Origin of the sequence: Brachybacterium atlanticum (genome assembly GCF_025669985.1) — a bacterium.
Lineage (GTDB): Bacteria > Actinomycetota > Actinomycetes > Actinomycetales > Dermabacteraceae > Brachybacterium > Brachybacterium conglomeratum.
On sequence record NZ_JAKJJW010000045.1, the window covers coordinates 1 to 23607 of the forward strand.

The 23607-nt window shown below is 68.2% G+C and carries 18 protein-coding genes; 8 read left to right on the top strand and 10 right to left on the bottom strand.

From position 1 onward, the window contains the following. Window positions 1–178 precede the first annotated feature (178 nt). The 5 genes from L3K22_RS15395 to L3K22_RS15415 all read right to left on the bottom strand — a co-directional run bounded on the left by L3K22_RS15395 (window position 179) and on the right by L3K22_RS15415 (window position 6171). Window positions 179–1594, bottom strand: a complete 1416-nt coding sequence (locus tag L3K22_RS15395) for a glycoside hydrolase family 32 protein (protein WP_263312171.1) — start codon at window positions 1592–1594, stop codon at window positions 179–181. Window positions 1595–1641: 47 nt separating this feature from the next. Then, entirely contained in the window at window positions 1642–2463 is an 822-nt protein-coding gene (locus L3K22_RS15400) for a carbohydrate ABC transporter permease (protein ID WP_259882759.1), read from the bottom strand. A 52-nt stretch (window positions 2464–2515) separates the two neighbouring features. Beyond that, a complete protein-coding gene (locus L3K22_RS15405; RefSeq protein ID WP_053915932.1) occupies window positions 2516–3397 on the bottom strand; it encodes a carbohydrate ABC transporter permease in 882 nt (293 codons plus the stop codon). Continuing rightward, window positions 3394–4782 (bottom strand): extracellular solute-binding protein, encoded by a 1389-nt coding sequence (locus L3K22_RS15410; RefSeq protein WP_259882760.1) that lies wholly within the window; start codon window positions 4780–4782, stop codon window positions 3394–3396. The genes L3K22_RS15405 and L3K22_RS15410 overlap by 4 nt, the downstream gene beginning before the upstream one ends. Before the next feature lie 327 nt (window positions 4783–5109). Then, complete coding sequence (locus L3K22_RS15415; RefSeq protein ID WP_263312172.1) at window positions 5110–6171, bottom strand: LacI family DNA-binding transcriptional regulator; 1062 nt, start codon at window positions 6169–6171, stop codon at window positions 5110–5112. A 275-nt stretch (window positions 6172–6446) separates the two neighbouring features. On the opposite strand from L3K22_RS15415, the gene L3K22_RS15420 reads away from it, so the two are divergent. Both L3K22_RS15420 and L3K22_RS15425 read left to right on the top strand, forming a co-directional pair. After that, on the top strand, window positions 6447–6839 hold the full coding sequence (locus L3K22_RS15420) for an SIP domain-containing protein (protein ID WP_191460041.1): 393 nt from the start codon (window positions 6447–6449) through the stop codon (window positions 6837–6839). Between the two features lie 210 nt (window positions 6840–7049). Then, complete coding sequence (locus tag L3K22_RS15425; RefSeq protein WP_263312173.1) at window positions 7050–7334, top strand: antibiotic biosynthesis monooxygenase family protein; 285 nt, start codon at window positions 7050–7052, stop codon at window positions 7332–7334. A gap of 31 nt (window positions 7335–7365) precedes the next feature. Here the strand turns inward: L3K22_RS15425 and L3K22_RS15430 are convergent, their stop codons facing one another. After that, window positions 7366–8247 (bottom strand): hypothetical protein, encoded by an 882-nt coding sequence (locus L3K22_RS15430; protein WP_263312174.1) that lies wholly within the window; start codon window positions 8245–8247, stop codon window positions 7366–7368. A 171-nt stretch (window positions 8248–8418) separates the two neighbouring features. Between L3K22_RS15430 and L3K22_RS15435 the strand changes: the two genes are divergently transcribed. From L3K22_RS15435 to L3K22_RS15460, 6 genes are all read left to right on the top strand, one after another. Continuing rightward, complete coding sequence (locus L3K22_RS15435; RefSeq protein ID WP_263312175.1) at window positions 8419–9168, top strand: CDP-alcohol phosphatidyltransferase family protein; 750 nt, start codon at window positions 8419–8421, stop codon at window positions 9166–9168. Window positions 9169–9249: 81 nt separating this feature from the next. Next, window positions 9250–9597 carry a hypothetical protein gene (locus L3K22_RS15440; protein WP_263312176.1) on the top strand — a complete coding sequence of 116 codons (348 nt, stop codon included), beginning with the start codon at window positions 9250–9252 and terminating at the stop codon, window positions 9595–9597. 62 nt (window positions 9598–9659) lie between these two features. After that, entirely contained in the window at window positions 9660–11651 is a 1992-nt protein-coding gene (locus L3K22_RS15445; protein WP_263312177.1) for a type I restriction-modification system subunit M, read from the top strand. Continuing rightward, window positions 11648–12883: a restriction endonuclease subunit S domain-containing protein gene (locus L3K22_RS15450; protein ID WP_263312178.1), complete on the top strand. Its 1236-nt coding sequence runs from the start codon at window positions 11648–11650 to the stop codon at window positions 12881–12883. Before L3K22_RS15445 ends, L3K22_RS15450 begins: the two co-directional genes overlap by 4 nt. Then, on the top strand, window positions 12880–15990 hold the full coding sequence (locus L3K22_RS15455; protein ID WP_263312179.1) for a type I restriction endonuclease subunit R: 3111 nt from the start codon (window positions 12880–12882) through the stop codon (window positions 15988–15990). Before L3K22_RS15450 ends, L3K22_RS15455 begins: the two co-directional genes overlap by 4 nt. A 5-nt stretch (window positions 15991–15995) precedes the next feature. Next, window positions 15996–18836 carry a TrlF family AAA-like ATPase gene (locus tag L3K22_RS15460; RefSeq protein WP_373318079.1) on the top strand — a complete coding sequence of 947 codons (2841 nt, stop codon included), beginning with the start codon at window positions 15996–15998 and terminating at the stop codon, window positions 18834–18836. Window positions 18837–18843: 7 nt separating this feature from the next. Here the strand turns inward: L3K22_RS15460 and L3K22_RS15465 are convergent, their stop codons facing one another. The 4 genes from L3K22_RS15465 to L3K22_RS15480 all read right to left on the bottom strand — a co-directional run. Then, the gene (locus tag L3K22_RS15465) at window positions 18844–20208 is read right to left on the bottom strand and encodes an acyl-CoA dehydrogenase family protein (RefSeq protein WP_263312181.1); all 1365 of its coding nucleotides are present in this window, start codon (window positions 20206–20208) and stop codon (window positions 18844–18846) included. Then, complete coding sequence (locus L3K22_RS15470) at window positions 20208–21425, bottom strand: acetyl-CoA C-acetyltransferase (RefSeq protein WP_263312182.1); 1218 nt, start codon at window positions 21423–21425, stop codon at window positions 20208–20210. Before L3K22_RS15470 ends, L3K22_RS15465 begins: the two co-directional genes overlap by 1 nt. A gap of 182 nt (window positions 21426–21607) precedes the next feature. Further along, the gene (locus L3K22_RS15475) at window positions 21608–22507 is read right to left on the bottom strand and encodes an ABC transporter permease (protein WP_191460433.1); all 900 of its coding nucleotides are present in this window, start codon (window positions 22505–22507) and stop codon (window positions 21608–21610) included. Further along, the coding region (locus L3K22_RS15480) for an ABC transporter substrate-binding protein (RefSeq protein ID WP_263312183.1) at window positions 22504–23607 on the bottom strand (1104 nt) is incomplete at its 5' end. The genes L3K22_RS15475 and L3K22_RS15480, both read right to left, overlap by 4 nt.

Consider the following 23607-nt stretch of genomic DNA (forward strand, 5'->3'; position numbering starts at 1 on the left):
CTGCGCCTACCGCTCATCGCTCCTCCAGATCATCACCACCGATGCAGTGATCATCTGAAACCGCCATATAGGCATAGAGGTACGCCAGACGCCCGTGACCGACCATGCCACCGACGGCCCCGGGCCTCGGATCGGGGGAACCGGACCCGGCAGCGCTCGGGATGCCGCGGCGGGAGGCTCAGCGCCCGGGCAGCTCGAGCGCCCACGCCTCGGCGAGCGCCCCGCGCACGCGGACCCGATCGCCGTCTGTCGGATAGAAGCGCAGAGTGCACGGGGAAACCGCGTCCGGGAGGTGCTCGAGGAGGCTCGCGTCGAGGAACAGCGTCGCGGGCCCGTCATCGGCCGAGAGAACCTCGCGCGCAGTGCCGTCGGCCCCGAGGATCTCGACCGTGACGGCCCCGCGAGTGCGCACCTCGGCCCGCGCGGGAGTCTCGAGCAAGAGCTCGACAGTGCCGCCGGCCCCGGTGGCCCCTGGCACGTCGACGTCGTCCGCCGCCTCCAGGGGCAGCGCCTCGGCCCGCAGCGCGCGCAGCTCCGGGACCGGCGCGCTGCGCAGCTCCTCCCCGTCGAGCCGCAGCTCCCGCGGGAAGGTGAGCACGCCCGCCCAGCCCTGGGCGTCGGTCTGCTCCTGGGTACGCTCCAACGCCTCCCATGACCAGCCCCACAGCAGCACCCGGCCGCCCTCGGCGTCGACGACGGCCTGGGGTGCGTAGAAGTCGGGACCGATGTCGACCTGCCCCCCGGCGGTCGGAGCGAAGCGCGGCGCGCCGTCCGGGCCGTCGACGAGGTCCCCCACCAGGTAGTCGACCTGGAGGGTGGAGCGCTCGTGGGTGGAAGGGTGCCCCCAGCGGGACAGCAGCAGCACCCAGCGCCCGCCGACGGGCACGAGCTGCGGGCACTCCCAGAGATCGGCGGGCGAGTGCCCGGCGGCGACAGGGTCGTCCCCGTGCAGCAGCGTGCCGACGAGCTCCCAGTTCTCGAGGTCCTCGCACGAGTACAGCAGCAGCGTCGGCACGAAGCGACCGCCCTCGCGCACCCCCGCGCCTTGGATCCCCCAGCGCTTCCCGCCGTAGGTGAACACGAAGGGGTCGCGGATCCCGATCAGTCCGGGCACCTCGGGCACCTCGGCGGCGACCACGCCGGTGCGGACCAGCTCGGTGCCGCTCTCATCGAGGCGGGTGACGAGCACGCGGGCGAGCTGGTTCTCGATACCGTCGACCCCGGAGTAGACGAGTGTGGGGACGGCGGGAGCACCGGGCTCGCCTGCGACGGGTCCGGCGGACAGCTCGGCACCCTCGGCGGCGCTCGCGTCGGGCGCGTGGTCGAGGAGTCCGACGCCGCTCCAGCAGCCGCCCTGGTCGGCCTCTCCCGGCCGGGGCACGGGGCCCAGCGGCTCCTCGCGCCAGCTCACCAGATCCGAGGAGGACATGTGCCCCCAGTGGATGTGCTCGTGGCGGGTGGAGGCGGGGTTGTACTGGAAGAACACGTGCCAGCGGCCGTCGGCGGTGGGGTGGATGCCGTTGGGGTCGTTGATCCAGCCGAGCGGGTGGACGCGGTGGAGGGCCGGGAAGCCGAGGTCGAGGGTGTCGGTCATCGTGATGCTGCTCCTGGTGACGTGGGGGCGGGGACGGTGGGCAGCGGTCATCTCGAGGACCCGGCGGTGAGGCCCTCGCGCAGGTATCGCTGGCCGAAGAGGAAGACCACCACGGCGGGAACCATCGAGAGAATCACCCCTGCGAGCACGACCGAGATCGAACCCGTGCCGAGGTTGCCCTGGAGGGTCACGAGGCCGAGCGGCAGGGTGTAGTTCTGCTCGGAGATCATGAAGATCAGCGGGCGGAAGAACTCGTTCCAGTGGTAGTTGAAGGCGAGGACGCCCACGATCGCCATGCCGGACAGCGCCAGCGGCGCATAGATCGAGAAGAAGGTGCGCCAGGGGCTCGCCCCGTCGAGCGCCGCTGCCTCCCCCAGCTCGAGTGGGAGGCCCAGGAAGTACTGACGCATCAGGAACGTCCCGAAAGCAGTGGGGATCGCGGGGAGGATCAGCGCGAGCAGCGTGTCGGAGAGCCCCATGCCGCGGATGATCATGAACACCGGCACGATCGTGACCTGCACCGGAACCATCATCGTCGAGAGCACGATCGCGAACAGGGCATTCTTGCCGCGGAACTCCATGCGGGCGAAGACGTACCCCGCCATCGCGGCGGTGAGCATCTGGCCGATCGCGACGACGCCCGTGACCAGGGCGCTGTTGAGCACCAGCAGCGGCACCGCGATCTGCTCGAACACCGCGGTGTAGCTCGAGAAGTCCGGTGACGTGGGGAAGAAGCTCGGGGGGAGGCTGAAGGACTCCGCGGCGGGCCGGAGCGAGGTGGTGAACGTCCACCACACCGGACCGAGGGTGAGCACGGCAGCGACGAACAGGGCGGAGTACTTGGCGAGGGCGGGCAGGCGGCGTGTCATCGGGGGTCCTTCCGGACGGGGACAGGGGCGCTCGCGACGGCGGGAGCGCGGCTCACTGATAGAAGACGAAGCGTCGGGCGAGGCGGAACTGGGCGGCGGTGACGAGCATGATCAGGACCATGAGGACCAGGCCGATCGCGCTGGCACGCCCGAACTCGAGCTCGCGGAAGGCGCTCTCGTAGATGACCATCACGACCGTGCGGGTGGAGTCCCCGGGCCCGCCGCGCGTGAGCACGTAGGGCTGGTCGAAGACCTGCAGCGCGGAGATGATCGCCATCACCGAGGCGACCAGCACGGTGGGACTCACCAGCGGCAGGGTGAGATGGCGGAACTGGCGCCAGCCGGTCGCCCCGTCGATGGAGCCGGCCTCGTAGATCTCGGTGGGGATCGAGCTCAGGCCCCCGATGAACAGCAGGAACGAGAAGCCGAAGTTCTGCCACACGTACACCGCGATCACCACGACCATCGCCCACTGCGGGCTGGTCAGCCAGGGCACGGCCGGGATCCCCACCAGCGAGAGCAGCCAGTTGATGACGCCGTAGCTCTCGTTGAACAGGTACTTCATGAGGATCGAGACGCTCGCGGCGGACAGCACGAGGGGGAAGAAGAAGGTCGAGCGGAAGAACACTCGCAGCCACGGAGGCATCCGGGAGCTGACCAGCACGGCGAGCAGCATCGCGATGACGAGCTGGGCGGCGACCGCGACGACCACGAACACGGCGGTGTTCAGGAAGGAGATGCCGACGGTGCGGTCGGTGGCGAGGTCGGCGAAGTTCTCCAGCCCCACGAACTGCGGGGAGGTGATGATGTCCCAGCGGAAGAAGGCGAGAGCGAGCGAGCCGACGATCGGCAGCACCACGAAGATGCCGATGCCGAGCATCGTCGGGGCGAGGAAGAGCCAGCGCAGCAGGGCGCTGTCGCGATCGGCGGTCATGAGGGGTCCTCCTCGGAGAAGACGGCGCGCAGGTCGGCGTCCAGAGCCGCGAGCGACCGTGCGACCTGGTCGGGACCGCCGGACAGCGCGGTGGAGACGTTGCGGATGAGCGCCGTCTCGACGGCGGCCTGCTGCGGCGGGGCGGGGATCGGGCCGGTGGACGGGAAGCGGTCGAGGGTCTCGTAGAAGCGGGACCAGTGCTCCGGACCGATGCCGGTGTACAGGGAATCGTTCACCATCGAGCGCCGGGTGGGAGTCGTCGACGGGGTCGGGAAGGCGAGCTCCATCGCCTCCTTCGAGGCGGTGTACTTGATCCACTCCCAGGCCTGGTCCGGCTTGTCGGTGGTCTTCATGACCGCGTATCCGGCGCCTCCGAACTGGTGACGCTGGGTCTTCCAGCGCGGGAAGAACTGCACGTCGTACTGCTCGGGACGCATGCCGCCCTCGGCGAGTCCCTGCACCCAGTAGCCGCCCGCGGGGGTGCTGCCGATGCGACCGGAGGCGAACAGGCCGACGAGGGTGTTGCCGCCGCCCTCCTCGGGACGCACGGCGAGGCCCTCGCCGACGAGGCCGCGCAGGTGCTCGAAGCTCTCGTGGACGCGGTCGTCGGTCGCGTTGGAGCCGGTCCAGAGATAACCGCCGGAGCGCTGCTCGCCGGGATAGAAGGTGGACCAGAAGTCCTCGCCGCCGCTCGCCCGCTCCTCGATCAGGAAGGAGGTGTCGTTGACGTAGAGCCAGGGCACGATCCCGCCGAAGAGACGATTGGTCCAGTAGTAGGGGGTGGCGTCGCCCTTCATCCCGCGCAGCAGCTCGGTGAAGTCGTCCTTCGTCCAGTCCTCCCCCGGCATCTCGAGCCCGTTCCGCTCGAGCACGTCGAGGTTGAGGTACATGTTCGCGGCGTTGAAGTCGAGCGGGAGCTGGTAGAGGGAGCCCTTGTACATGAACGCCTCGATGAGGCTGGGGTGGACGTCCTCGAAGTAGTCCTTCATCTCCTCCGCGTCGCGCAGGAGGTAGTCGTCCAGCGGCAGCGCGAGGCGCTCGGCGAAGAGCTGCGCGCCTTCGGTCGCGGTGTAGACGATGTCGGGCTGGGTGCCGGAGGCGACCATCGTGAGGATCTTCGCGAAGAAGTCTCCCCAGTCGGTGGCCTGCACGGACTGGATCAGGACAGGGATGTCGGGGTGGGTCTCCATGAAGGCATCGGCGATCGCCTGGCGACCGGCTGCGTCCTGGGAGGTGCCGAGGATCAGGATCGTCAGGGCGTCCTGGCCGCGGCCGGGGATGTCAGCGCCGGTGAGGCGGGGCCAGGCGGCGACGGTGCCCGCGAGGGCTGCCGCGCCGCCGGCGCCGAGGAGGGCGCGGCGGGTGAGGGTGGAGGGGCTGGCCATGCGGTCCTCTTCGTCGAGAGTCGGGACAGTCGAAGCGGGTCGAGGGAGGAGGTGCGAGTAGATGCGGCTGTCCGGCGTCATCGCCGACACACCGCTTTCACACGTGTCCAAGTCGTGCGAAACCAGTATGGAGCGCAGCTTTCACACGTGTCAACCCTGATCCCCCGGCAGCGCCCGGAACCCATGACGCGGGCCGGCCCGCCCAGCCCAAGACCAGCCCGGATCCGGAGCCGGCTCAGACCCGGCCGGAGCACCACCGGCCCCGCCTCGACCAGCCCTGGCAGCGGACGTCCCTCGACCAGCCCTCGCAGCGGACGTCGAGCGAGGTCAGCGCCCCCGAGCCATCCCCACCGACTCCCGCTCGACGAGCGGGCACTCGACGATCACGAGACCCGCGTCGTCGCCCGCCGCCTCGCCTTCCAGTCGCGCGAACAGCGCAACCATCGCCCGGCGCCCCATCTCCTCGTGGGGCAGGGCGATCGTAGTGAGCTTCGGAACGAGCCGCTCGGCGAAGAAGTCCTCGTCATCGAAGCCGATCACCGAGAGATCCCCCGGAACGGAGATTCCCGCCGCGGCCGCGGCCTGGAGCACCCCGGCAGCGACCCGGTCACGGATGCAGAACACACCCGTCGGCGGATCCTCCCCCGCGAACAGCCGGGCGACGGCCCGGTAGCCGTCGTCGATCTGCCACCCCGCCTTCACCATCCGCGGTTCGAGGCCTGCGTCCGCCAGCTCGTCACGAAAGCCGGCCTCCCGCTCGAGAACGGCCACGGAGCGATCGTCGCCGGAGAGCATGGCGATCCGCCGATGACCGGTCTCGATCAGGCGACGAGCAGCACGTCGGGCGCCGCCGTAGTCGTCGGGCACGAAGGTGGGCGGCAGCTCGGCACCCTCGCCGCGCTCGTCCGCCCCGGGCGGCACCGGTTCGTGGTTCGCCAGCACCAGCGGGATCCCCGGCGGCACGACGGGGAGGGGGCCCCTCATGCGGCCCATGGTCGCGTAGAGCAGTCCGTCGACCTGACGCTCGGCAAGGAGGCGGGCGGCATCCTCGACGGTGTGGTCGCGCAGCGAGAGGTCCACGGTGATCACGAGGTGATCGTGCCGGGCGGCGACCATCGAGGCGGCGCGCGCCATACGGCCGGCGAAGGGCGAGGTCGCGATCTCGTCGGTGATGAGACCGATCGTGCGCGAGCGACGCTCCTTGAGGGAGATCGCGAGGGCCGAGCGGGTGTAGCCGAGCTCGGCGGCGGCGGCGAGCACGCGCTGCTGGGTGGCCACGGCGACCGTCCCCTCCACACGTCCGTTGAGCACCATCGAGACGGTGGCCCGCGAGACACCCGCACGCGCCGCGACGTCGGCGGAGGTGGGGCGGCGGGACGAGGAGCTCACAGCTCGTAGGGTACGCGGCTCCTCCGACCGGCGGTGGGCCGGGATCGGTGGTTCCTTCCCCGCGTTCCCGGCCAGTCGTCCCGTGCCCGCCCGGCCGCTCACACCACCGCGGTCATCCCGCCGTCGACGTGGAGGGTCTGGCCGTTGACGAAGCGGCTCGCGTCGCGGAGCCTGACATCTCTAGCAGCTTAGGCAAGCCTTGCCTCATCTGCTCCTCGCGGCCTAGGGTGACCGCTCCGGCACCCGCCGGGCACCGACCATCGCCGAGGAGCACCGTGTCCCCGATCCCCCTGCGTCACCTCCTGATCGGCGACGAGCACGACCTCCCCCTGCTCGGCGCCCTGCTGCGCACCCTCCCGCGGGACACCGTCGGCGAGCTCGTCCTGGAGCTGCCGGACGAGCGGCGGCCGCTGCTGCCGACGCCGCCGGGGGTGACCACGCGCCACCTGGTGCTCGGACGGGGCTGGCGGCGCGGGGACCGGGCGTGCGCCGCGCTCGAGGCCTGGACCGAGGAGTGGCTGCTGGAGGAGCATCTCGGGGCCGAGGCCCATGCGATCTTCGTCGGCCTCGCCCACAACCCGAAGGTCGCGGCGCTCTGCGAGCGGCTCGCCGCCCAGCACCCGACGCTGCACATGCACCGCCCGAGCCACACGCACTCGGTGCGCTGAGCGCTCGGACCCCGCCGGACCACGACCGTCAGCCGCCGCACCGGCCCCGCTGTACCACGGTCGTCGACCGCCGCCAGGGCCCCTGCGTACCACGATCGCCGGCCGCCGCCCCGGTCCCTCCGTCCTCCGCGGCGGCGCATTGCGCGCCGATACTGGCCGCATCGGGCGGCCGCACCGCCCGCCCCACGCCCCGACCACCAGGAGGACCCTGTGACCGTCGTGAAGATCAACCGCCTCGCCGTCCCCGGCGGGGAGTCGGCCGAGCTCGAGAAGCGCTTCGCCGCCCGGAAGCACTCCGTGGACGGGGCGCCCGGCTTCGAGGGCTTCGAGCTGCTGCGCCCGGTCGCGGGCGAGGAGCGCTACTTCGTGCTGACCCGCTGGGCGGACGAGGAGAGCTTCCGGGCCTGGGCCGACCGGCGCGAGGCCCGGGATCCGTCGACCACGGTCTCCCGGGCCGAGGGCATGCTCGAGTTCGAGGTCGTCGACCTGGACTGAGGACGGCCCGCGCCTGCGTCGTGCCGCCCGCTCAGCGCTCCGCGAGGTACAGCGGCTCGCCGTCGATCGTCTCGACGGAGAACAAGGCGGAGCCCCGCTCACCCTCGGCCAGCTCGAGGGCGACGATCGCGGTCGCCCGGTCGCCGTCGGTGAGCGCGCCGATGTCCCGGAGCGGGGCGGCGGTCGCGACGTCGAGGTCCATGTGGCAGCTGACCCAGGACATCGACTCGAGGCAGAGATAGAGGTCCTCGATCGGGACCGTGCCGCCGGGACCCGTGTACGCGACGTCGACCGTGGCCAGGACGTATCCCGCGCTCGGGTCGGGCGGGCTGTTCGAGGGGTCCGCCGCGACGGCGGCGTCTGCCTCCCAGTCCACCTCGGTCACGGTCACCTCCACGACCCCGCCGCTCACCGTCGGCCAGGAGAGGGTGTGCTCCCCGAGCGTGGCGGGCCGGTCGTAGGTGCCGACGTCCGTGACGACCGCACCGGAGGCATCGGTGACCCTGCCCGGCGTGTACATGCTCGAGTACCCGCCGACGGGATCGCCCATCACGTACGTCGCACCGCCGTAGACGTAGTACAGCCCGCCGAGGACGAGGAGCAGCGCGAGCACGAGGCTCGACACGGCGAGCGCCAGGGAGGACAGCACGATCGCGACGATCGGCAGCGCGCTGCTCCGGGCACGCTCCGGCGGCGCCGACGGGGGCGGGAGCAGCGAGGGGTCGGACCAGGTGTCCACCCGCGCAGGTTCGGCCTGCACAGTGTCGGACTGCGCGGTGTCGGCATGCGCGGTATCGGCCTGCGGGTCATCACGCAGCGCGGGCGCGAGCAGCGCCCACGGAGCAGGAGCAGGGTCTGCCGCGCCGTCGAGGGCGAGGGCAGGCAGGGGCTGAGGCGAGGAGCCGTCGGACATCGGTGACCGCCAGGGGTGCAGAAGGGACCAGGAGCCCGCGCTTCCGGTGGCCCGTGCGGCAGCGGTGAGCGGAATGTAGCAGGTCGCGCGGCGATTCCCGCTCTCTCGTCACCGACTCGTGACCGTGGGGACCTGGGGGGCCGCGTGAGGCGTCCCGCTACGCTCGCCGACATGGCCGCGACATCGCCCGTCCCGGACCCTCCCGGGAGGCTCCGCCGGGTGGGGACGGTCCTCGCGGTGCTCGCCGGCGGGCAGCTGCTCTCCGGCGTGCTCGTGGTGCTGCTCGCCGCTCCCGCCTCGAGGCTCCTCGCCCTCGGAGCGGTGCTGGTCGCTCTCGCGACGTGGCCCGTGGCGGCCTCGACGCTGCATCCGCGAGCCCCTGGTGCGGTGACGGCGGCGGACGCCCTGACCCTGCTCCGCCATCTCGGGGCGGGTGCGCTCGCGGCGGCGACCGTACTGGTCCTCGGAGGGGAGCTGGCCGCACGGTCGTGGCAGCTGGCCGCGCTGATCGCGACGACCCTGGCCACGGACGCCCTGGACGGTCCTGTCGCGCGGCACACCGGCAGCGCCGGCACGGTCGGCGCCCGGATCGACATGGAGGCCGACGCCGCGCTGGTGATGGTGCTGTCGGTGCTCGTCGCGACGGCGGTGGGCCCGTGGGCGCTCGCGATCGGGCTGATGCGCTATGCCTTCGTGACGGCCTCGTGGGTGCGGCCTGCGCTGCGGGAGCCGCTGGCCTTCAGCCAGTTCCGGCGGCTCGTCGGCGGCGGTCAGGGGGTTGCGCTGCTGAGCGCGCTGGTCCCCGCCGTCCCCGTCCCGGCGGCGTCCGCGGTGGTCGCCCTCGCCCTGGCCCTGCTCGTGGTCTCCTTCGGACGGGACGTCATCCGCCTCGAGCGTGCGCAGCGGTCGGCACTACGCTGAGGGGGCGGCAGCAACGACTGTCGCGCACCCGGAGACCTCGACCCGGCGCCGCACCTGGGGCGCCACGACGGGAGACCTCGCATGTCGCTCCAGAATCCTCCGGCCGGCTACCCCGTGATGAGCGGGATCATCCTGACCACCCTGATCACCGCGATCGTCCACCTCTCCTTCGGCATCCCCCTGTTCGTCCTCAACGGCCTCGGCTACCTGGGCCTGCTGGTGCTGCTGTACGCGCCGCTGGCAGCGCTGGAGCGGTTCCGGCCCGCCGTCCGCTACGTCCTGATCGGCTACACGGTCCTCACGATCGTCCTGTACTTCGTCATGGGTCCGCCGTTCATGGCGGTCGGCCTGCTGACGAAGGCGGTGGAGGCGATCCTGGTGGTCCTCCTCGTCGTGGAGGCGGGCAGGGCGCGGAGCGCGGCCCGCTGAAGTGACGTCGCGGCCACGTCTCCGCGTCGGTCACTTAGAGTGACTGACACAGATTCACCTTGATGGAAGCGAGCCGCGCCCCCGTGTTCAACCACGCCTCGTTCATCTGGTCCGCCGCGGACATCCTGCGCGGGACCTACAAGCAGCACCAGTACGGCGACGTGATCCTGCCGTTCACCGTGCTCGCCCGCCTGGACGCCGTGCTCGCCCCGACGAAGCAGGCAGTGCTCGCGGCGGTCGACGGGTTCGAGGCCGGGGAGCGCGTCCCCGAGGCGTACCTGCGCCGGAAGGCCGGCCACGAGTACTCCTTCTTCAATCGGTCCCGCCATGATCTGCAGTCGCTGCAGGGCGATGCGGACAACCTCGAGGAGAACCTCCGCGACTACGTCAACGCCTTCTCGCCGAACGTCCGGGACATCTTCGAGCAGTACAAGATCGAGGACACGATCGTCGATCTGGCGCGGCACGATCTGCTGCTGCAGATCCTCCAGCACTTCGCGAAGGTGGACCTCCACCCCAAGGTCGTCTCGAACGAGCAGATGGGGCACATCTTCGAGGAGCTGATCCGTCGCTTCGCCGAGGCCAGCAACGAGACCGCCGGTGAGCACTTCACGCCGCGCGAGGTCATCGAGCTGATGGTGACCCTCCTAGTCGCGGGCGACCAGGACCTCGGCAAGGACCACGTGGTGCGGAGCGTCTACGACCCGACGGCGGGCACCGGCGGGATGCTCTCGACAGCCGACGACAAGATCAAGGCCCACAACACCACCGCGCAGGTGAACCTGCTGGGCCAGGAGATCAACCCAGCCTCGTACGCGATCTGCAAGGCCGACATGGTGGTGAAGGGCCAGCCGATCGAGAACATCGTCCTCGGCAACACCCTCACTCAGCCCGCCTTCCGCGGACAGACCTTCCACTACGGCCTGTCGAACCCGCCCTTCGGCGTGGACTGGAAGCAGTCCCAGAAGGTGGTGAAGGAGGAGCACGACGTGCGCGGCTTCGCTGGCCGGTTCGGTCCGGGTCTGCCGCGCGTCTCCGACGGATCACTGCTGTTCCTGATGCACCTGCTCGCCTCGCTGCGGGATCCGCGGGCGGAGGAGGACAACCATTCGGCGGGTCGGGGCGCGATCGTCCTGAACGGCTCACCGCTGTTCACGGGCGGAGCGGGCTCCGGCGAGTCGAACATCCGCAAGTGGGTGCTGGAGAACGACTATCTCGAGGCGATCATCGGCCTGCCCACCGACATGTTCTACAACACCGGCATCGCGACCTACGTGTGGATCCTGTCGAAGGACAAGGCGCCGGAGCGTCGCGGCAAGGTGCAGCTGATCGACGCGACCGACATGTTCGTGAAGATGCGCAAGTCCGTCGGGTCGAAGCGCCGGATGCTCTCCGCGGAGAACATCCGCACGATCTCGGAGCTGTACCGCGACTTCTCCGAATCGAAGCAGTCGAAGATCTTCGCCACGACGGACTTCTTCTACCGCACGATTACGGTCGAGCGGCCGCTACGACTGAGCTACGCCGTCACACCGGAGCGGATCGAGCGGGTCATTGCGGCGCGCCAGGTCGCGAAGCTGAAGGAGCCCGAGCAGACTGCGCTGCGTGCCGCACTGGAGGCCGCCGCCGGGGAGTCCGACGGAGCGGTGTCGACCAGCCGCGCCGAGTTCACCGTGTCACTGAAGACGACGCTCGCCGCGCACAACTCCATCCTCTCCCCCGCTCTGCTCAAGGTGGTGCTCGCCGAGCTGGGTGAGCACGACGAGGCGGGAGAGCTGGTCACGAAGGCGGGCAAGCCCGAGCCGGACGCCTCCCTGCGGGACACGGAGAACGTGCCGTGGGACGAGGACGTGGACGAGTACCTGCAGCGCGATGTGATCCCCTTCGTCCCCGACGCCTGGATCGACCACTCCAAGACCAAGGAGGGCGCCGAGATCCCCTTCGCCCGTCACTTCTACGAGTATGTGCCGCCCAGGCCGCTCGAGGAGATCGACCGGGATCTGGACGAGGTGCTGGGACGGATCCGGAAGCGTCTGGAGGAGGTGAAGTCTTGATCGGAAGCAACTGGCGGACCGTTCCTCTTGGAACGCTCTTCACTCATAGAAACGAACCTGTGCGATCGGGTAACGTCGCAGCACTCTCGGTAACAAAGAACGGCGTCGTCGACCAGCTGGACAGCGTGTCGACTTCAGTGGATGGCACCCCTAAGAAGTTGGTGCACCAAGGCGACATCGTCATCAACAGTCGATCGGACCGTAAGGGATCTGCAGGCCTTTCCCCCAGGATGGGCTCCGTTTCCGTCATCAACACCACACTCAAGCCGCGCGATATTCATCCTAGATTCGCACACCACCTTCTTCGAAGCACCTGGTTCCAGGAAGAGTTTTACAGATTCGGCTCTGGCATCGTCGCCGACCTGTGGAGCACCCGTTGGTCAGCCATGAAGAGCATACGACTGCGCGCTCCCGATAGTCACACACAGATCGAGATAGCAAGCTACCTCGACAGAGAGACCTCCCAGATCGACGAACTCGCATTTGATCTACAAAGTGCCCTCAGCCTCCGCACAGAACGCCTACAGAGCACCATTGAGCATGCATTCCTATCGTCACATAAATACCAAATACCACTAAAGCGTCTCGGAATTTCGATCACGGCAGGCGTGAGCGTCAATGCGAGCACCTACGCCGCCGAAGAGGGACACCCTGGGGTCCTCAAGACAGGCGCTGCCTCCAGGGGATATTTCGACCCCACCGAAAACAAGGCCGTTGAAGACTCAAACGAGGTCGCCAGACTGAGCACACCAGCACTCAAGGGGACAATCATCGTCAATCGTGCGAACACCCCAGACCTGGTCGGCAGCGCCGCACTCGTCGATCGGCACGTCGACGACCTCTACTTGTCCGACCTGCTGTGGCAGGTACGCGTAGAGCGTGCAGACCCCGCCTACGTCGCCGCGTACATGCAGACCCGCGCCTACCGCGATTCCATCGATCTCATCAGAGTCGGGTCAAGCGCCTCGATGCAGAAGATCTCGCAGGAAAACTTCGCGAACATTCCGGTCCCTGCGCTTCCGCTCGCTCAGCAGGCAGCGATTGCCGACGAGGTCAGTCGAGCACGACAAGAGTTCCGTGACGCCGAAGACGACATCAACCTCGCCATCACCCTCGCCAAGGAGCGCCGCGCCGCGCTGATCACCGCCGCGGTCACCGGGCAGATCGACGTCACGGCCAAGCGTCGCCCGGCGGCCGAGCAACTCGAGGACGACATCAAGGAGCTGTCATGACCGTCTCGGGCCTGCACCAGGAGCTCGCCTTCCAGGACGAGATCGCCTCGCATCTGGAGACGCACGGCTGGCTGCGCTCCCGGGACTCCTCCGGGTATGACAAGAAGCGGGCCCTGTTCCCCGAAGACTTCCTCGCCTGGCTCGAGGAGACCAGCCCCGACGACTACGAGCGCGCCATCCCGTCGGCCGCCGATCCCGCCACCAGGCAGAAGCACGTCGACCGCCTGCTGGACCGCGTGGCGAAGGTGCTGGGCGCCGATGAGGCGCACGGCGGCGGGACACTGAACGTGCTGCGCAAGGGCTTCGACGTCGTCGGCGCCCGCGCGCCGTTCAAGCTGCTGCAGATGCCGCCCGCGGACGACCGGAACCCCGCGCTTACCGAGCGGTACCGGCGCAACCGCCTGCGGGTGGTGCAGGAGGTCGTCTACTCGCAGAAGAAGGCCGACCGCATCGACCTGGTGCTGTTCTGCAATGGTCTGCCGGTCGCGACGATCGAGCTGAAGACCGAGTTCACGCAGGGCCTCGAGGAGGGCAAGACCCAGTACAAGCGCGACCGCTCCCCGAAGGGCGAGCCGTTGCTGACCCCGTTCCGCGGGGCGCTCGTGCACTTCGTCGTCACCCCGCGTGAGGTCGCGATGACCACCAAGCTCGACGGACCCGCCACCACGTTCCTGCCGTTCAACATGGGCGACGCCAACGGCGCGGGGAACCCGCCGGAGATCGGCGCACGGTTCTTCTGGGAGCAGGTGCTGGACCGCGACGCGTGGCTGACCATCCTGGCCAAGTTCGTCTACGTCAACCACGAGACGCAGGAGGACCCCCTCACCGGGGCGGTCACCGAGAAGCACCACATCCGCTTCCCCCGCTTCCACCAGTGGCGGGCCGTCACCAAGCTCGTCGACGCGGCCCGCGAGGAGGGCTCCGGGCACCACTACCTGATCCAGCACTCCGCCGGATCGGGGAAGACCGACTCGATCGCGTGGACGGCGCACCGCCTCGCCTCCCTCCACCGGGCCGACGGGCAGAAGGTGTTCGACACCGTCATCGTGATCGCCGACCGGCAGGTGCTCGACCGTCAGCTGCAGGACGCCGTCGACCAGCTCGTTACCGCGACCGGCACCTTCCAGGCCGTCACCCGCGGCTCCGGATCCTCGAAGACCGAGCAGCTCCGCGAGGCGCTCACCGCCAGCGTGCCGATCATCGGCGTCACGCTACAGACGTTCCCGTACGCCCTCAAGGCGATGCAGGAGAAGGGCGGCACCTTGGCGGCCAAGCGGTTCGCCGTCATCGCCGACGAGGCGCACTCCTCGCAGTCCGGCCAGGCCTCCGCCGCGGTGCGGAAGGTCGTCTACCTCAACGACCCGCCCGCCGGGACCGAGGAGATGGAGCCCGGCGCCGACCAGGACGCGCTGGTCGAGATGGCGGCACAGGCGGACCAGGACCAGCGGATCAGCTTCTTCGCCTTCACCGCCACCCCGAAGGCGAAGACCCTCGAACAGTTCGGCCGACGCGACAGCTCCGGGCAGCTCGTCCCCCTCGACCTGTACTCGATGAAGCAAGCGATCGAGGAGGGCTTCATCCTCGACGTGCTGAAGAACTACACGAGCTACGAGCAGGCCGCCCGGATCAAGCTCGCCGCGGAGAGCGAGGACGTCGACGTGGACGTCCGCACCGGCACCTCCGCCTACCTCCACGCCGTCGAGATGCACCCCACGAACATCTCGACCAAGGTCCGCGAGATCATCCGCCACTTCCAGGCCGCGGTACAGCCCCACCTCGGCGGGCGCGCAAAGGCCATGGTCGTCACCAGCTCCCGCGCGAGCGCGGTGCTGTACGCGCGGGAGTTCGAGCGGATCAGCGAGTCCGAGGGCCTCGGCCTGCAGGCACTTGTCGCGTTCTCCGGCGAGGTGCCCGACCCCGAGGTCAAGCCCCTTCCCGGCGCGACGGTGCCGACGGTCACCGAGACTTCCATGAACCCGCGCCTGAAGGGTCGGGACCTCGCGAAGGTGTTCGCCCTGCCGGACGAGCACGTGCTGATCGTCGCGAACAAGTACCAGACGGGCTTCGACCAACCGCTCCTGGTGGGGATGTATGTCGACAAGCAGCTCTCCGGCATCGCCGCAGTGCAGACCCTGTCGCGTCTGAACCGTCGGGCCCCTGGTAAGACGGACACCTTCGTCCTCGACTTCATCAACGATCCCGTGCAGATTCTCGCCGCCTTCCGCGAGTATTACGAGGAAGCCGAGATCCACCAGGAGTCCGATCCGTATCTCGTGGTCGACATGCTCGCCAAGCTCGATTCCGTCGGGATCTACACCCCAACCGAGGTCGACCTGGTGTGGGAGGTCTGGTCGGCGCAAGGAGCGAAGCACTCTTCGCTCGCTGACCGTCTTCGGCCCGCGCTGGACCGTTTCGGGAACCGGTGGCGGCGCGCGCTGCTCGAGGGTGACACGGAGGAACGCGAGGTCCTCCTCGACTTCCGCTCCACCCTCGCCCAGTACGTGAAGGCGTACGCCTTCTTCGCCCAGCTCATCGACTACGGCAATCCGCGCTACCTGAAGTTCTCCGTCTACGCCGATCTGCTCGCCCGCCAGCTACGGGCGTTCACGACCGAGGTCACCGACCCCGGCGAGGTGGACGTCTCCGACATCGTCCTGACCCACTACAAGCTCGAGACGCTACGCACCGAGGACCTCGCCCTCAACGAGGGCGAGCCGCAGGGGCTCGACGGGCTCACCGAGGCGGGCATGGCGAAGGTCCGGGAGCGTGAGCGCACCGCGAAGTCCGAGATCGTCGAGAAGGTCAACAAGTACCTCGGCGACCTCGACGTCGACGACCGCTACAAGGTCGACAAGATCGAGAGCCTCCTCGCCGAGGTCGCCGCCGACGACAACCTGCGTGCCATCGCCGGCGCCAATTCCCGGGCGGACTTCGCCCACGCTCCGGGGCTGCAGATGGTCACCGAGGACGCCGTATGGCAGGTGGAGGACGCCTCCAACGCCGTACTTAAGGAGCTGCAGGGCATGCCATGGGAGAAGTTGCGGGAGATGCTACTCGACTGCGGGCTGTACGAGCTCCTCAATGATGCCAACACGAGTGCAATCTAACTAAAATGGACAACTCAACGAAACCGACAGGAGACCTAGCTGTGACAAATGGATCCCAGTGGAGGAAGTGGGACCTCCACGTCCATGCTCCAACGACGCGCCTCAACAACCAATTTAAATTGAATGACATCGACGGAGCATGGGAAAGCTTCTGTGAGACTATCCACAACTCGGACGTAAGGGCGGTAGGTATTGCCGACTATTACGACCTCCGCCCCTTCTTTGAATTCACACGCCGCTACCGCGAATTCCATCCTGGAGACACAGAACGTGTCTTCTTCCCGAACCTAGAACTACGGTTGAACCAATTCTTCAACAACAAAGTCCAGCACGCCAACGTGCACGTAATATTCAAACCGGCACTAAGCGCGAATGAGGCTGAGGCGTTTGCGCACCACCTAAAGCTTACCTCTACAGACTCTTCATTGAGCCGCAACATTACAATGAAGCAGACTGAAGACTGGTCCACCGACGCATTAGAAGGTGCTACAGTCACAATCGACGCGATCAAGGACGCGATTCGGAGCACTTTCAGCAACATAGAGCATCTAACCGATGGTGCTGTCGTGATTGCGTCCGGACGCACGGACGGGATATCTCCCGGAGGCAATCATTCCCAACGAAACTTCAATTTGATTGACGAAGTCGACAAGCAGGTAGATGCGATCTTCTCTCGGGCTAAGGATGCAGAGCACTGGCTTAACCCTAGCCGAATCTCCGGAGCGACGCCGGCACCCTCAAAGCCAACATTCGGTGGCTGCGATGCGCACTCACAAGATGACCTTTTCAAAATGCTCGGGCGGAGCGGTTCCGATAGCAGCCGGTCGTGGGAGACTACCTGGGTTAAGGCGGACCTGACCTACGAGGGGCTTCTCCAAACTCTCGCCGAGCCTCGGGAGCGGGTTAGGATCCAGCCAACTGAACCTGACACAAAATCGGATATGTACGTGATCGACAAGATTTCCTTTCCCGAACCCGATTCCTTCCCAAAGGAAGTGCACTTCAACCGCAACTTGAATGCAATTATTGGCAGCAGGTCCTCCGGAAAATCTTCACTGCTCGCATATCTCGCGTACGCCGCCGACCCAGAAGAGACTATTCGTCAACAGACCAAGTCTGCATTAAACAACAATGAGGCTCCCGGTCCGGCCGCTGGATACACATGGGAGCAGGTTTCCTCGATCGAGCGCGAAATATCATGGGGATCAGGCGCGACAACCACGGGCAGCGTTGTCTATGTGCCACAGAATTCGCTGTATTCTTTGAGTACGCGCCCTAGTGAGGTATCCGAGAAGATTGAGCCGGCACTCATTAAAGAGTTTCCGGAACTTGGTACAAGGTATCAGCGATACCGATCAGATGTCGAGGTTTCCACGGGTAACGTGAGGAATCTGATTGAGGCATGGATGGCTTGGAGGACCTCCGAAATCGATGCCGCTGATAGGCTCTCCGAGATCGGGGATCGTGATTCGATCATCAAGTCCCAGCTTTCGGTAAGGGAAGAACTGGCTGCGGCAACTTCTGAACTATCGCTATCTCCGGACGAACTTGACCACCATAAGAACGTCAAGTCAAGCATCGACGAGAACGAATCAACAGAGAAGCGATCCGAGGACGAGCTCCGCACGGCGCGTGCAGCTCTCGGCATGGACGACACGATTGGATCTGGTACAGAGAACACCACATTCGATGTAACTGTCGCTTTGCCCCAGACGTCGCTCAGCATTCCGCAATCGCTTCAAAATGTCATCAATGGGGAGCTCGCCGCGATCCGACGCGAGGCGAAGTACCGAGTTCGTGCAGCATTCCAAGAGTGGGAGGCAATCCTCCTTGACCGTAGCGAGCGGGCTAAGAAGGAAAGTAGAAGATTGCGCGACGACAACGCAGACCTCCTCGCCAGGGTAGCAGAGGCCGAAGTTGTAGAACAGCTCGCGAAGCGAGATCGCGATCACCAAGAGAAGATCAACCAGATCGACGAAATAGACAGAGAGATTGAGCGCCTACAGAAGAGTCGCGAGCAAACTGAACTGGATATTCGTTCTGCTCTGTCAGATCGCGTAGAGAAGCAGGCAGAGTTTATCCGTCAATTCGAAGTACAGCCTCGCGTGATCGATAGTATCGAGGTGGAGATTGACCAGGGATATGATCCCGACCGCACCGAGTACTTGACTTCCAGCGTCCGCCTCAACGTCCGAAGTGCATACATGAGGGACGCTTCCTCCGGCCAACGCGAGTTCGATCTCGAGAATGCTCATGCTGATCCCGCACGGTTTCTTCGCGACTGCTTTGGGGGGCAGATTCCTCTAAAGAAGGGCGCCAGCCAACAAGTCTTTGCCAACGAAGTCCTCAACTCGGGCGTGAATATTCGTTTCGCGGCCGTAATGGATGGAGATCGAATTGGTGGCTACTCTCCGTCGACTATGACACCTGGAAAGCAGGCGCTCTTCGCGCTAACCCTTATACTTCATGAGTCGGATGCCCCGTGGCCGCTATTGATAGATCAGCCAGAAGACGACTTGGATGCTCGATCTATTTTTTCGGCAGTAGTACCCTATCTCAAAGAGCGGAAACGAGAAAGGCAAATAATTATGGTGACCCATGATGCGAACCTCGTCGTGGGCGCTGATGCTGAAGCCGTTATCGTTGCCAATAGGCACGGCGACGATCGCCCAAATGAAGGCGGCCGAGAATTCGACTACAGGACCGGGTCTATCGAGGATCTGACCGCCGTACCTGATTCCGGGTCGACGCTGGCGAAGATCGGAATCCGGGAGCACTGTTGCGAAATTCTTGACGGGGGGTCTGAAGCATTCCTTAAGCGCCGCCAAAAGTATAGGTTGAACTGACAAAGCATCACGCGAACGCGCTGGTCCCGGTGATCGAGCGACCGACGATCAGCGACTGCATCGTGTCGGTGCCCTCGTAGGTGTGCAGCGCCTCGATGTCGCTGCGGTGGCGGATCACGCGGTTCTCGAGCAGGATCCCGGAGCCGCCGAGGAGGTCGCGGGCGTTCGAGGCGATCTCGCGGGCGGCGCGGGTGTTGTGCACCTTGGCGAGCGAGGCCTGCTCGGGACGGATGGTGCCGGCCGCCTCGAGGTCGGCCAGGCGACGGCAGTACAGCTGCATCGAGGTGAGGGTCTGCAGCATGTCCGAGAGCCGCACCTGGACGTGCTGGGCCTTGGCGAGCGGGCGCCCGAACTGGTTGCGGGTGGTGGCGTGCTCGAGCGCCGCCTCGTAGCAGGCGATCGCGTGGCCGAGCGCGCCCCAGGCCACCCCGGCGCGGGTCGCGAAGAGGACCTTCGAGGTGTCCTTGAAGCTCCGCGCCCCGGGCAACCGCTGGTCGAGCCCCACCCGCACCTCGTTCAGCGTGATGTGCGCCTGGTGGATGGCGCGCAGCGCGACCTTGCCGCGGATCACCTCGGCCTGGTAGCCGGGCAGGGACTGGTCCACGAGGAACCCGCTGACCTGGCCGTTCAGCTGCTCGTCGGAGGGGTCCTCGATCCGCGCCCACACCACCGAGAGGTGGCAGCCGGCGCCGTTGCCGATCCAGCGCTTCTCGCCGGTCAGCACCCACTCGTCGCCGTCGCGGCGGGCGACGGTCTCCAGCGAGACGGAGTCGGAGCCGTGGTCGGGCTCGGTGAGGGCGAAGGCGGCGTGCTCGGCGCCGGTGGCGAGGGAGTCGCCCCAGCGCTGCTTCTGCTCCTCGGAGCCGAGCAGCATGATCGAGCGCAGCGCGAGCCCGCCCTGCACGCCGACCATGGTGCCGACGCTGCCGTCGATCCGGGAGAGCTCCATGTTCACCAGGCCCGTCGCGAGCGGGGAGAGGGTGCGGTGGCCGGGCACGTCCAGGCCGTCGGTGAGCAGGTCGAGCTCGCCGAGGCGGGCGACGAGCTCGATCGGGTACTCGCCGCGGTCCCACCAGTCGTTGATCCGCGGCAGGACCTCGTCGGCGAGCGAGCGGGCATCGGCCCAGGCCCTCAGGTCCTCGCCCTCGACGTCCTGGAAGAGCGCGAAGTGGTCCGCGGTCGCGGGCAGGAGCGTCTCGGGGGTGGCGGCCGACGCGTCGGGCGCGGAGACGACGGCGCGGTCGGTGACCACCGACTCGACGCGATCGCGGTTCTCGTCGGTGCCGGGGTTGCCGCCGAGGGAGATGTGGCCGGGCGCTGGGGCGTCCCAGCTGCTGGTGTCGGTGGTGGTGCGGGTGTCGTTGCTGGTCATCACTTGATCCTCTCGACGATGAGGGCCATGCCCTGGCCGCCGCCGACGCAGAGGGTGGCGAGGCCGTAGCGGCCGTCGCGCTCGGCGAGGCCGTTCAGGAGCGTGGTGGTGAGTCGGGCGCCGGTGGAGCCCCAGGGGTGGCCGAGCGCGATCGCTCCGCCGTGGACGTTGAGCTTGTCGTGGGGAATGCCGAGGTCCTCCGCGGAGGGGAGCACCTGGGCGGCGAAGGCCTCGTTGAGCTCGACGAGGTCGATGTCCTCGATGGTGAGCCCGGCGAGGTCGAGGGCCTTCTTCGTCGCCTCGACGGGACCGAGGCCCATGATCTCGGGGCTGAGCCCGGAGACGCCGGTGGCGACGACGCGCGCGAGCGGGGTGATGCCCAGCTCCTTCGCGTACTCCGCTTCCATCAGCACGAGCGCCGCGGCGCCGTCGTTCAGGGGGCAGCAGTTGCCGGCGGTGACGGTGCCGCCCGGCCGGAAGACGGGGTCGAGCCCGGCGACGGCCTCGTAGGTGACGCCGGCGCGCGGGGAGTCGTCGGTGTCGACGACGGTGCCGTCGGGGAGGGCGATCGGGGTGATCTCGCGGGCGAAGAAGCCGGAGGCCTGCGCTTCCTCGGCCCGGTTCTGGGAGCGGGTGGCGAACTCGTCCTGCGCCTGACGGGTCACGCCGCGCAGCTCGGCGACGTTCTCGGCGGTCTGGCCCATCTGGATGTACGCGTCGGGCAGCTCGCCGTCCTCGCGCGGATCGTGCCAGGGGGCGGGGATCTCGCGGGAGGCGCGCTTGTCCGTGCGCTCCCACGCGGCCTGGAACTGCGGGTCGCGGGCGTCCTCCTCCATGAGCTTGCCGGTGCTCAGTGAGATCGACTCGACGCCGGCGGAGATCACGGCGCGCGCCTCGCCGGAGGCGATCGCGTGGAAGGCGGCGCGGGTGGTCTGGATGGAGGAGGCGCAGAAGCGGGTGACGGTCGCGCCGGGCACGGTGTCCAGGCCGAGCTTCACGGCGACGGTGCGGGCGAGGTTCCCGCCCTGGTAGCCCTCGGGGATCGCGCACCCCAGCTGCAGGTCGTCGATGGTGGCGGGGTCGAGCTGCGGGACCTGGTCGAGGGCGGCGCGGATGGTCTGCGCGGCGAGATCGTCGGGCCGGACGTCCTTCAGCGAGCCCTTGCGGGCGCGTCCGATCGGTGAGCGGGTGGCGGCGACGATGACGGCTTCGGGCACGGGTTCCTCCTGGGACGGCGGTGTCTTCGGGCGGGCCGGAGTCGCAGTGCGGCCGCAGGGATCCGCGCCCGCGGGACCTGCGGCCGACGTCGGCTCCGGACGCCGGCGTTAGTGATACTACGGGTTGCAGGTACCTGGTGGGAAGCGGACCCGTGCTCGGCGCCCCCGGGTCGCCGCCCGGATCATCCCCGGCGCGGGGTCAGGAGAAGGCGCGCGAGCAGGTCGATCGCGGCGCCGAGCACGCCGATCACGAGGATCACCACGAGCATCTCGTCGTAGGCGAGGCGGTCGCGGGCGTTGAGGATCTCGTAGCCGAGCCCGCTGGTCACGCCCAGCATCTCGGCGGGCACCAGCACCACCCAGGCGATGCCGAGGGCGAGCCGGATCGACTGCAGCACGGCCGGCCGCACCGAGGGGACGAGCACCGTGCGCAGCATCTCGCGCCGGTTCGCGCCGAGGGTGTGGGCGACGGCGACGTAGCGCGGATCGATCGCGGCGACCGCCGCCGCGGTGCCCAGCAGGATCGGCCAGATCGCCGCGGCCGCGACGAGGAAGACCACCGGCGCCGAGCCGACCCCCAGCAGCGCCACGGCCACCGGCGCCCAGGACAGCGGGGAGATCATGCGCACGAACTGGACGGGCAGCGCGCTCGCCCAGCGGGTCGGCCGGTGCAGGCCGATCAGCACCCCGGCGGGGATGCCGACGGCGGCGGCGATCCCCATGCCGAGCAGCAGACGGAGCGTGCTGGTGACGAGGTCCTGGACGAGCACGCCGGTGGAGAGCAGGGAGGCGAGTGCGGCGGGCACCCCCAGGGGGTCCAGCGCCGCGAGCATGGGACTGCCCGCCCCGCCGACGGCGGTGAGGGCCCACCACGCGAGCCCCACGGCGAGGACGCCGAGCGCGCCCCAGGCCAGGGCCGGACCGCGCTCCGCACGCACGCCGCGTCGACGGCCGGGGCGCCGCGACGCCCCGTCGGCCCCGCGCCCCGCGGGATCCCGGGGACGGGCCTCGGCGGTCGCGCCGTCCCGAGGCGCGGGCCGGCCGGGGTCGTCGGGGTCGAGATCAGTGGGGGCGAGGCTCATGGGGCGATCTCCTCGGGCTGGTCGAGGCCGACGAGGGAGCCGGGGTCGATCCGGCGAGCGGCCTCGCGCAGGGCCGTGTCGTCGACGACGAGGTCGTGGGCGTCGGCGGGGTCGATCTCGGCGAGCGCGCCGAGCGGGGCGTCGAGCACGGTGGAGCGCATCTCGCGGACGAGCTGCGCGGTGAAGCCGGGCCTGAGCACGGGGGTGAAGTCGATGGTCTCGCCGTGCCAGTCGGGGTGGGCGACGTGCGCGTGTCCGGCGCCTTCGCGGTGCATCGCGGCGGCGATCGCGGGCAGGGGCTGGGGGAGGTAGGTCCCGGCGAGCTCGGCGGCGACGCCCTCGCGATCCTCTCGGCAGGCGATCTGGGCCCTCACGAGAGCCTCGGCGACGCCGGCGATCTGCTCGGGCGAGCGGCGCAGGAGCGCCCCGGAGGCGACGGTGACGCAGCAGGGATGGGAGCGCCACACGTCGCCGAGGAAGCGGCCGATGGTGCCGGCTCCCGTCGTCTCGCCCATCGCGTTGAACGGGTCGGCGACGGTGTAGCCGCTGATCGAGCCGGCGTCCAGCGCCGGAATCATGTCCGACGGCGCCATCGGCACCAGGGTGACCTCGCCACGGTCGCGAGAGGCGGTGCGTCGCACGACGGGGGTGAGCCCCTCGGCGCGCAGCATCTGCTGGACGATGACGTTGTGGATCGAGAACCATCCGGGCACGGCGAGGGTGGAGCCGGCGAGCGCTCCGAGCTCGGGCACGTCCCGGCCGAGGGTGAGGGCGGAGCCGTCGACGTGGTTCGCGCCGAGCACGGCGATGTCGGCACCGAGGTCCAGACGCATCTGCAGCGCCATCGGGAACAGCAGGTGGACCAGGTCGACGCTCCCGGCCAGCAGTGCCTCGCCCATCGTGGCCCAGGAGCGCAGCCGCACGGGCTCGGCCACCTCGACCCCGGCCTCGGCGAAGAGGCCGCGGGAGTGGGCGATGAGCAGCGGGGCGGCGTCGGTGATGGGGAGGTAGGCGATCCGCAGCGGTCGCTGCGGGGCCGTCCCGTCCCGCCCCGTGCCGCCCGACCCGCTCCCGGCCTGCCCGCCGCGGGACCCCGGGAC

Bases quoted from the DNA above. Each gene is read 5' to 3' on its own strand.
- L3K22_RS15430 (WP_263312174.1), bottom strand. From the start codon at position 8,247: ATGTCCGACGGCTCCTCGCCTCAGCCCCTGCCTGCCCTCGCCCTCGAC.
- L3K22_RS15395 (WP_263312171.1), bottom strand. From the start codon at position 1,594: ATGACCGACACCCTCGACCTCGGCTTCCCGGCCCTCCACCGCGTCCAC.
- L3K22_RS15400 (WP_259882759.1), bottom strand. From the start codon at position 2,463: ATGACACGCCGCCTGCCCGCCCTCGCCAAGTACTCCGCCCTGTTCGTC.
- L3K22_RS15435 (WP_263312175.1), top strand. From the start codon at position 8,419: ATGGCCGCGACATCGCCCGTCCCGGACCCTCCCGGGAGGCTCCGCCGG.
- L3K22_RS15410 (WP_259882760.1), bottom strand. From the start codon at position 4,782: ATGGCCAGCCCCTCCACCCTCACCCGCCGCGCCCTCCTCGGCGCCGGC.
- L3K22_RS15475 (WP_191460433.1), bottom strand. From the start codon at position 22,507: ATGAGCCTCGCCCCCACTGATCTCGACCCCGACGACCCCGGCCGGCCC.
- L3K22_RS15455 (WP_263312179.1), top strand. From the start codon at position 12,880: ATGACCGTCTCGGGCCTGCACCAGGAGCTCGCCTTCCAGGACGAGATC.
- L3K22_RS15465 (WP_263312181.1), bottom strand. From the start codon at position 20,208: ATGACCAGCAACGACACCCGCACCACCACCGACACCAGCAGCTGGGAC.
- L3K22_RS15440 (WP_263312176.1), top strand. From the start codon at position 9,250: ATGTCGCTCCAGAATCCTCCGGCCGGCTACCCCGTGATGAGCGGGATC.
- L3K22_RS15445 (WP_263312177.1), top strand. From the start codon at position 9,660: ATGGAAGCGAGCCGCGCCCCCGTGTTCAACCACGCCTCGTTCATCTGG.
- L3K22_RS15460 (WP_373318079.1), top strand. From the start codon at position 15,996: ATGGACAACTCAACGAAACCGACAGGAGACCTAGCTGTGACAAATGGA.
- L3K22_RS15405 (WP_053915932.1), bottom strand. From the start codon at position 3,397: ATGACCGCCGATCGCGACAGCGCCCTGCTGCGCTGGCTCTTCCTCGCC.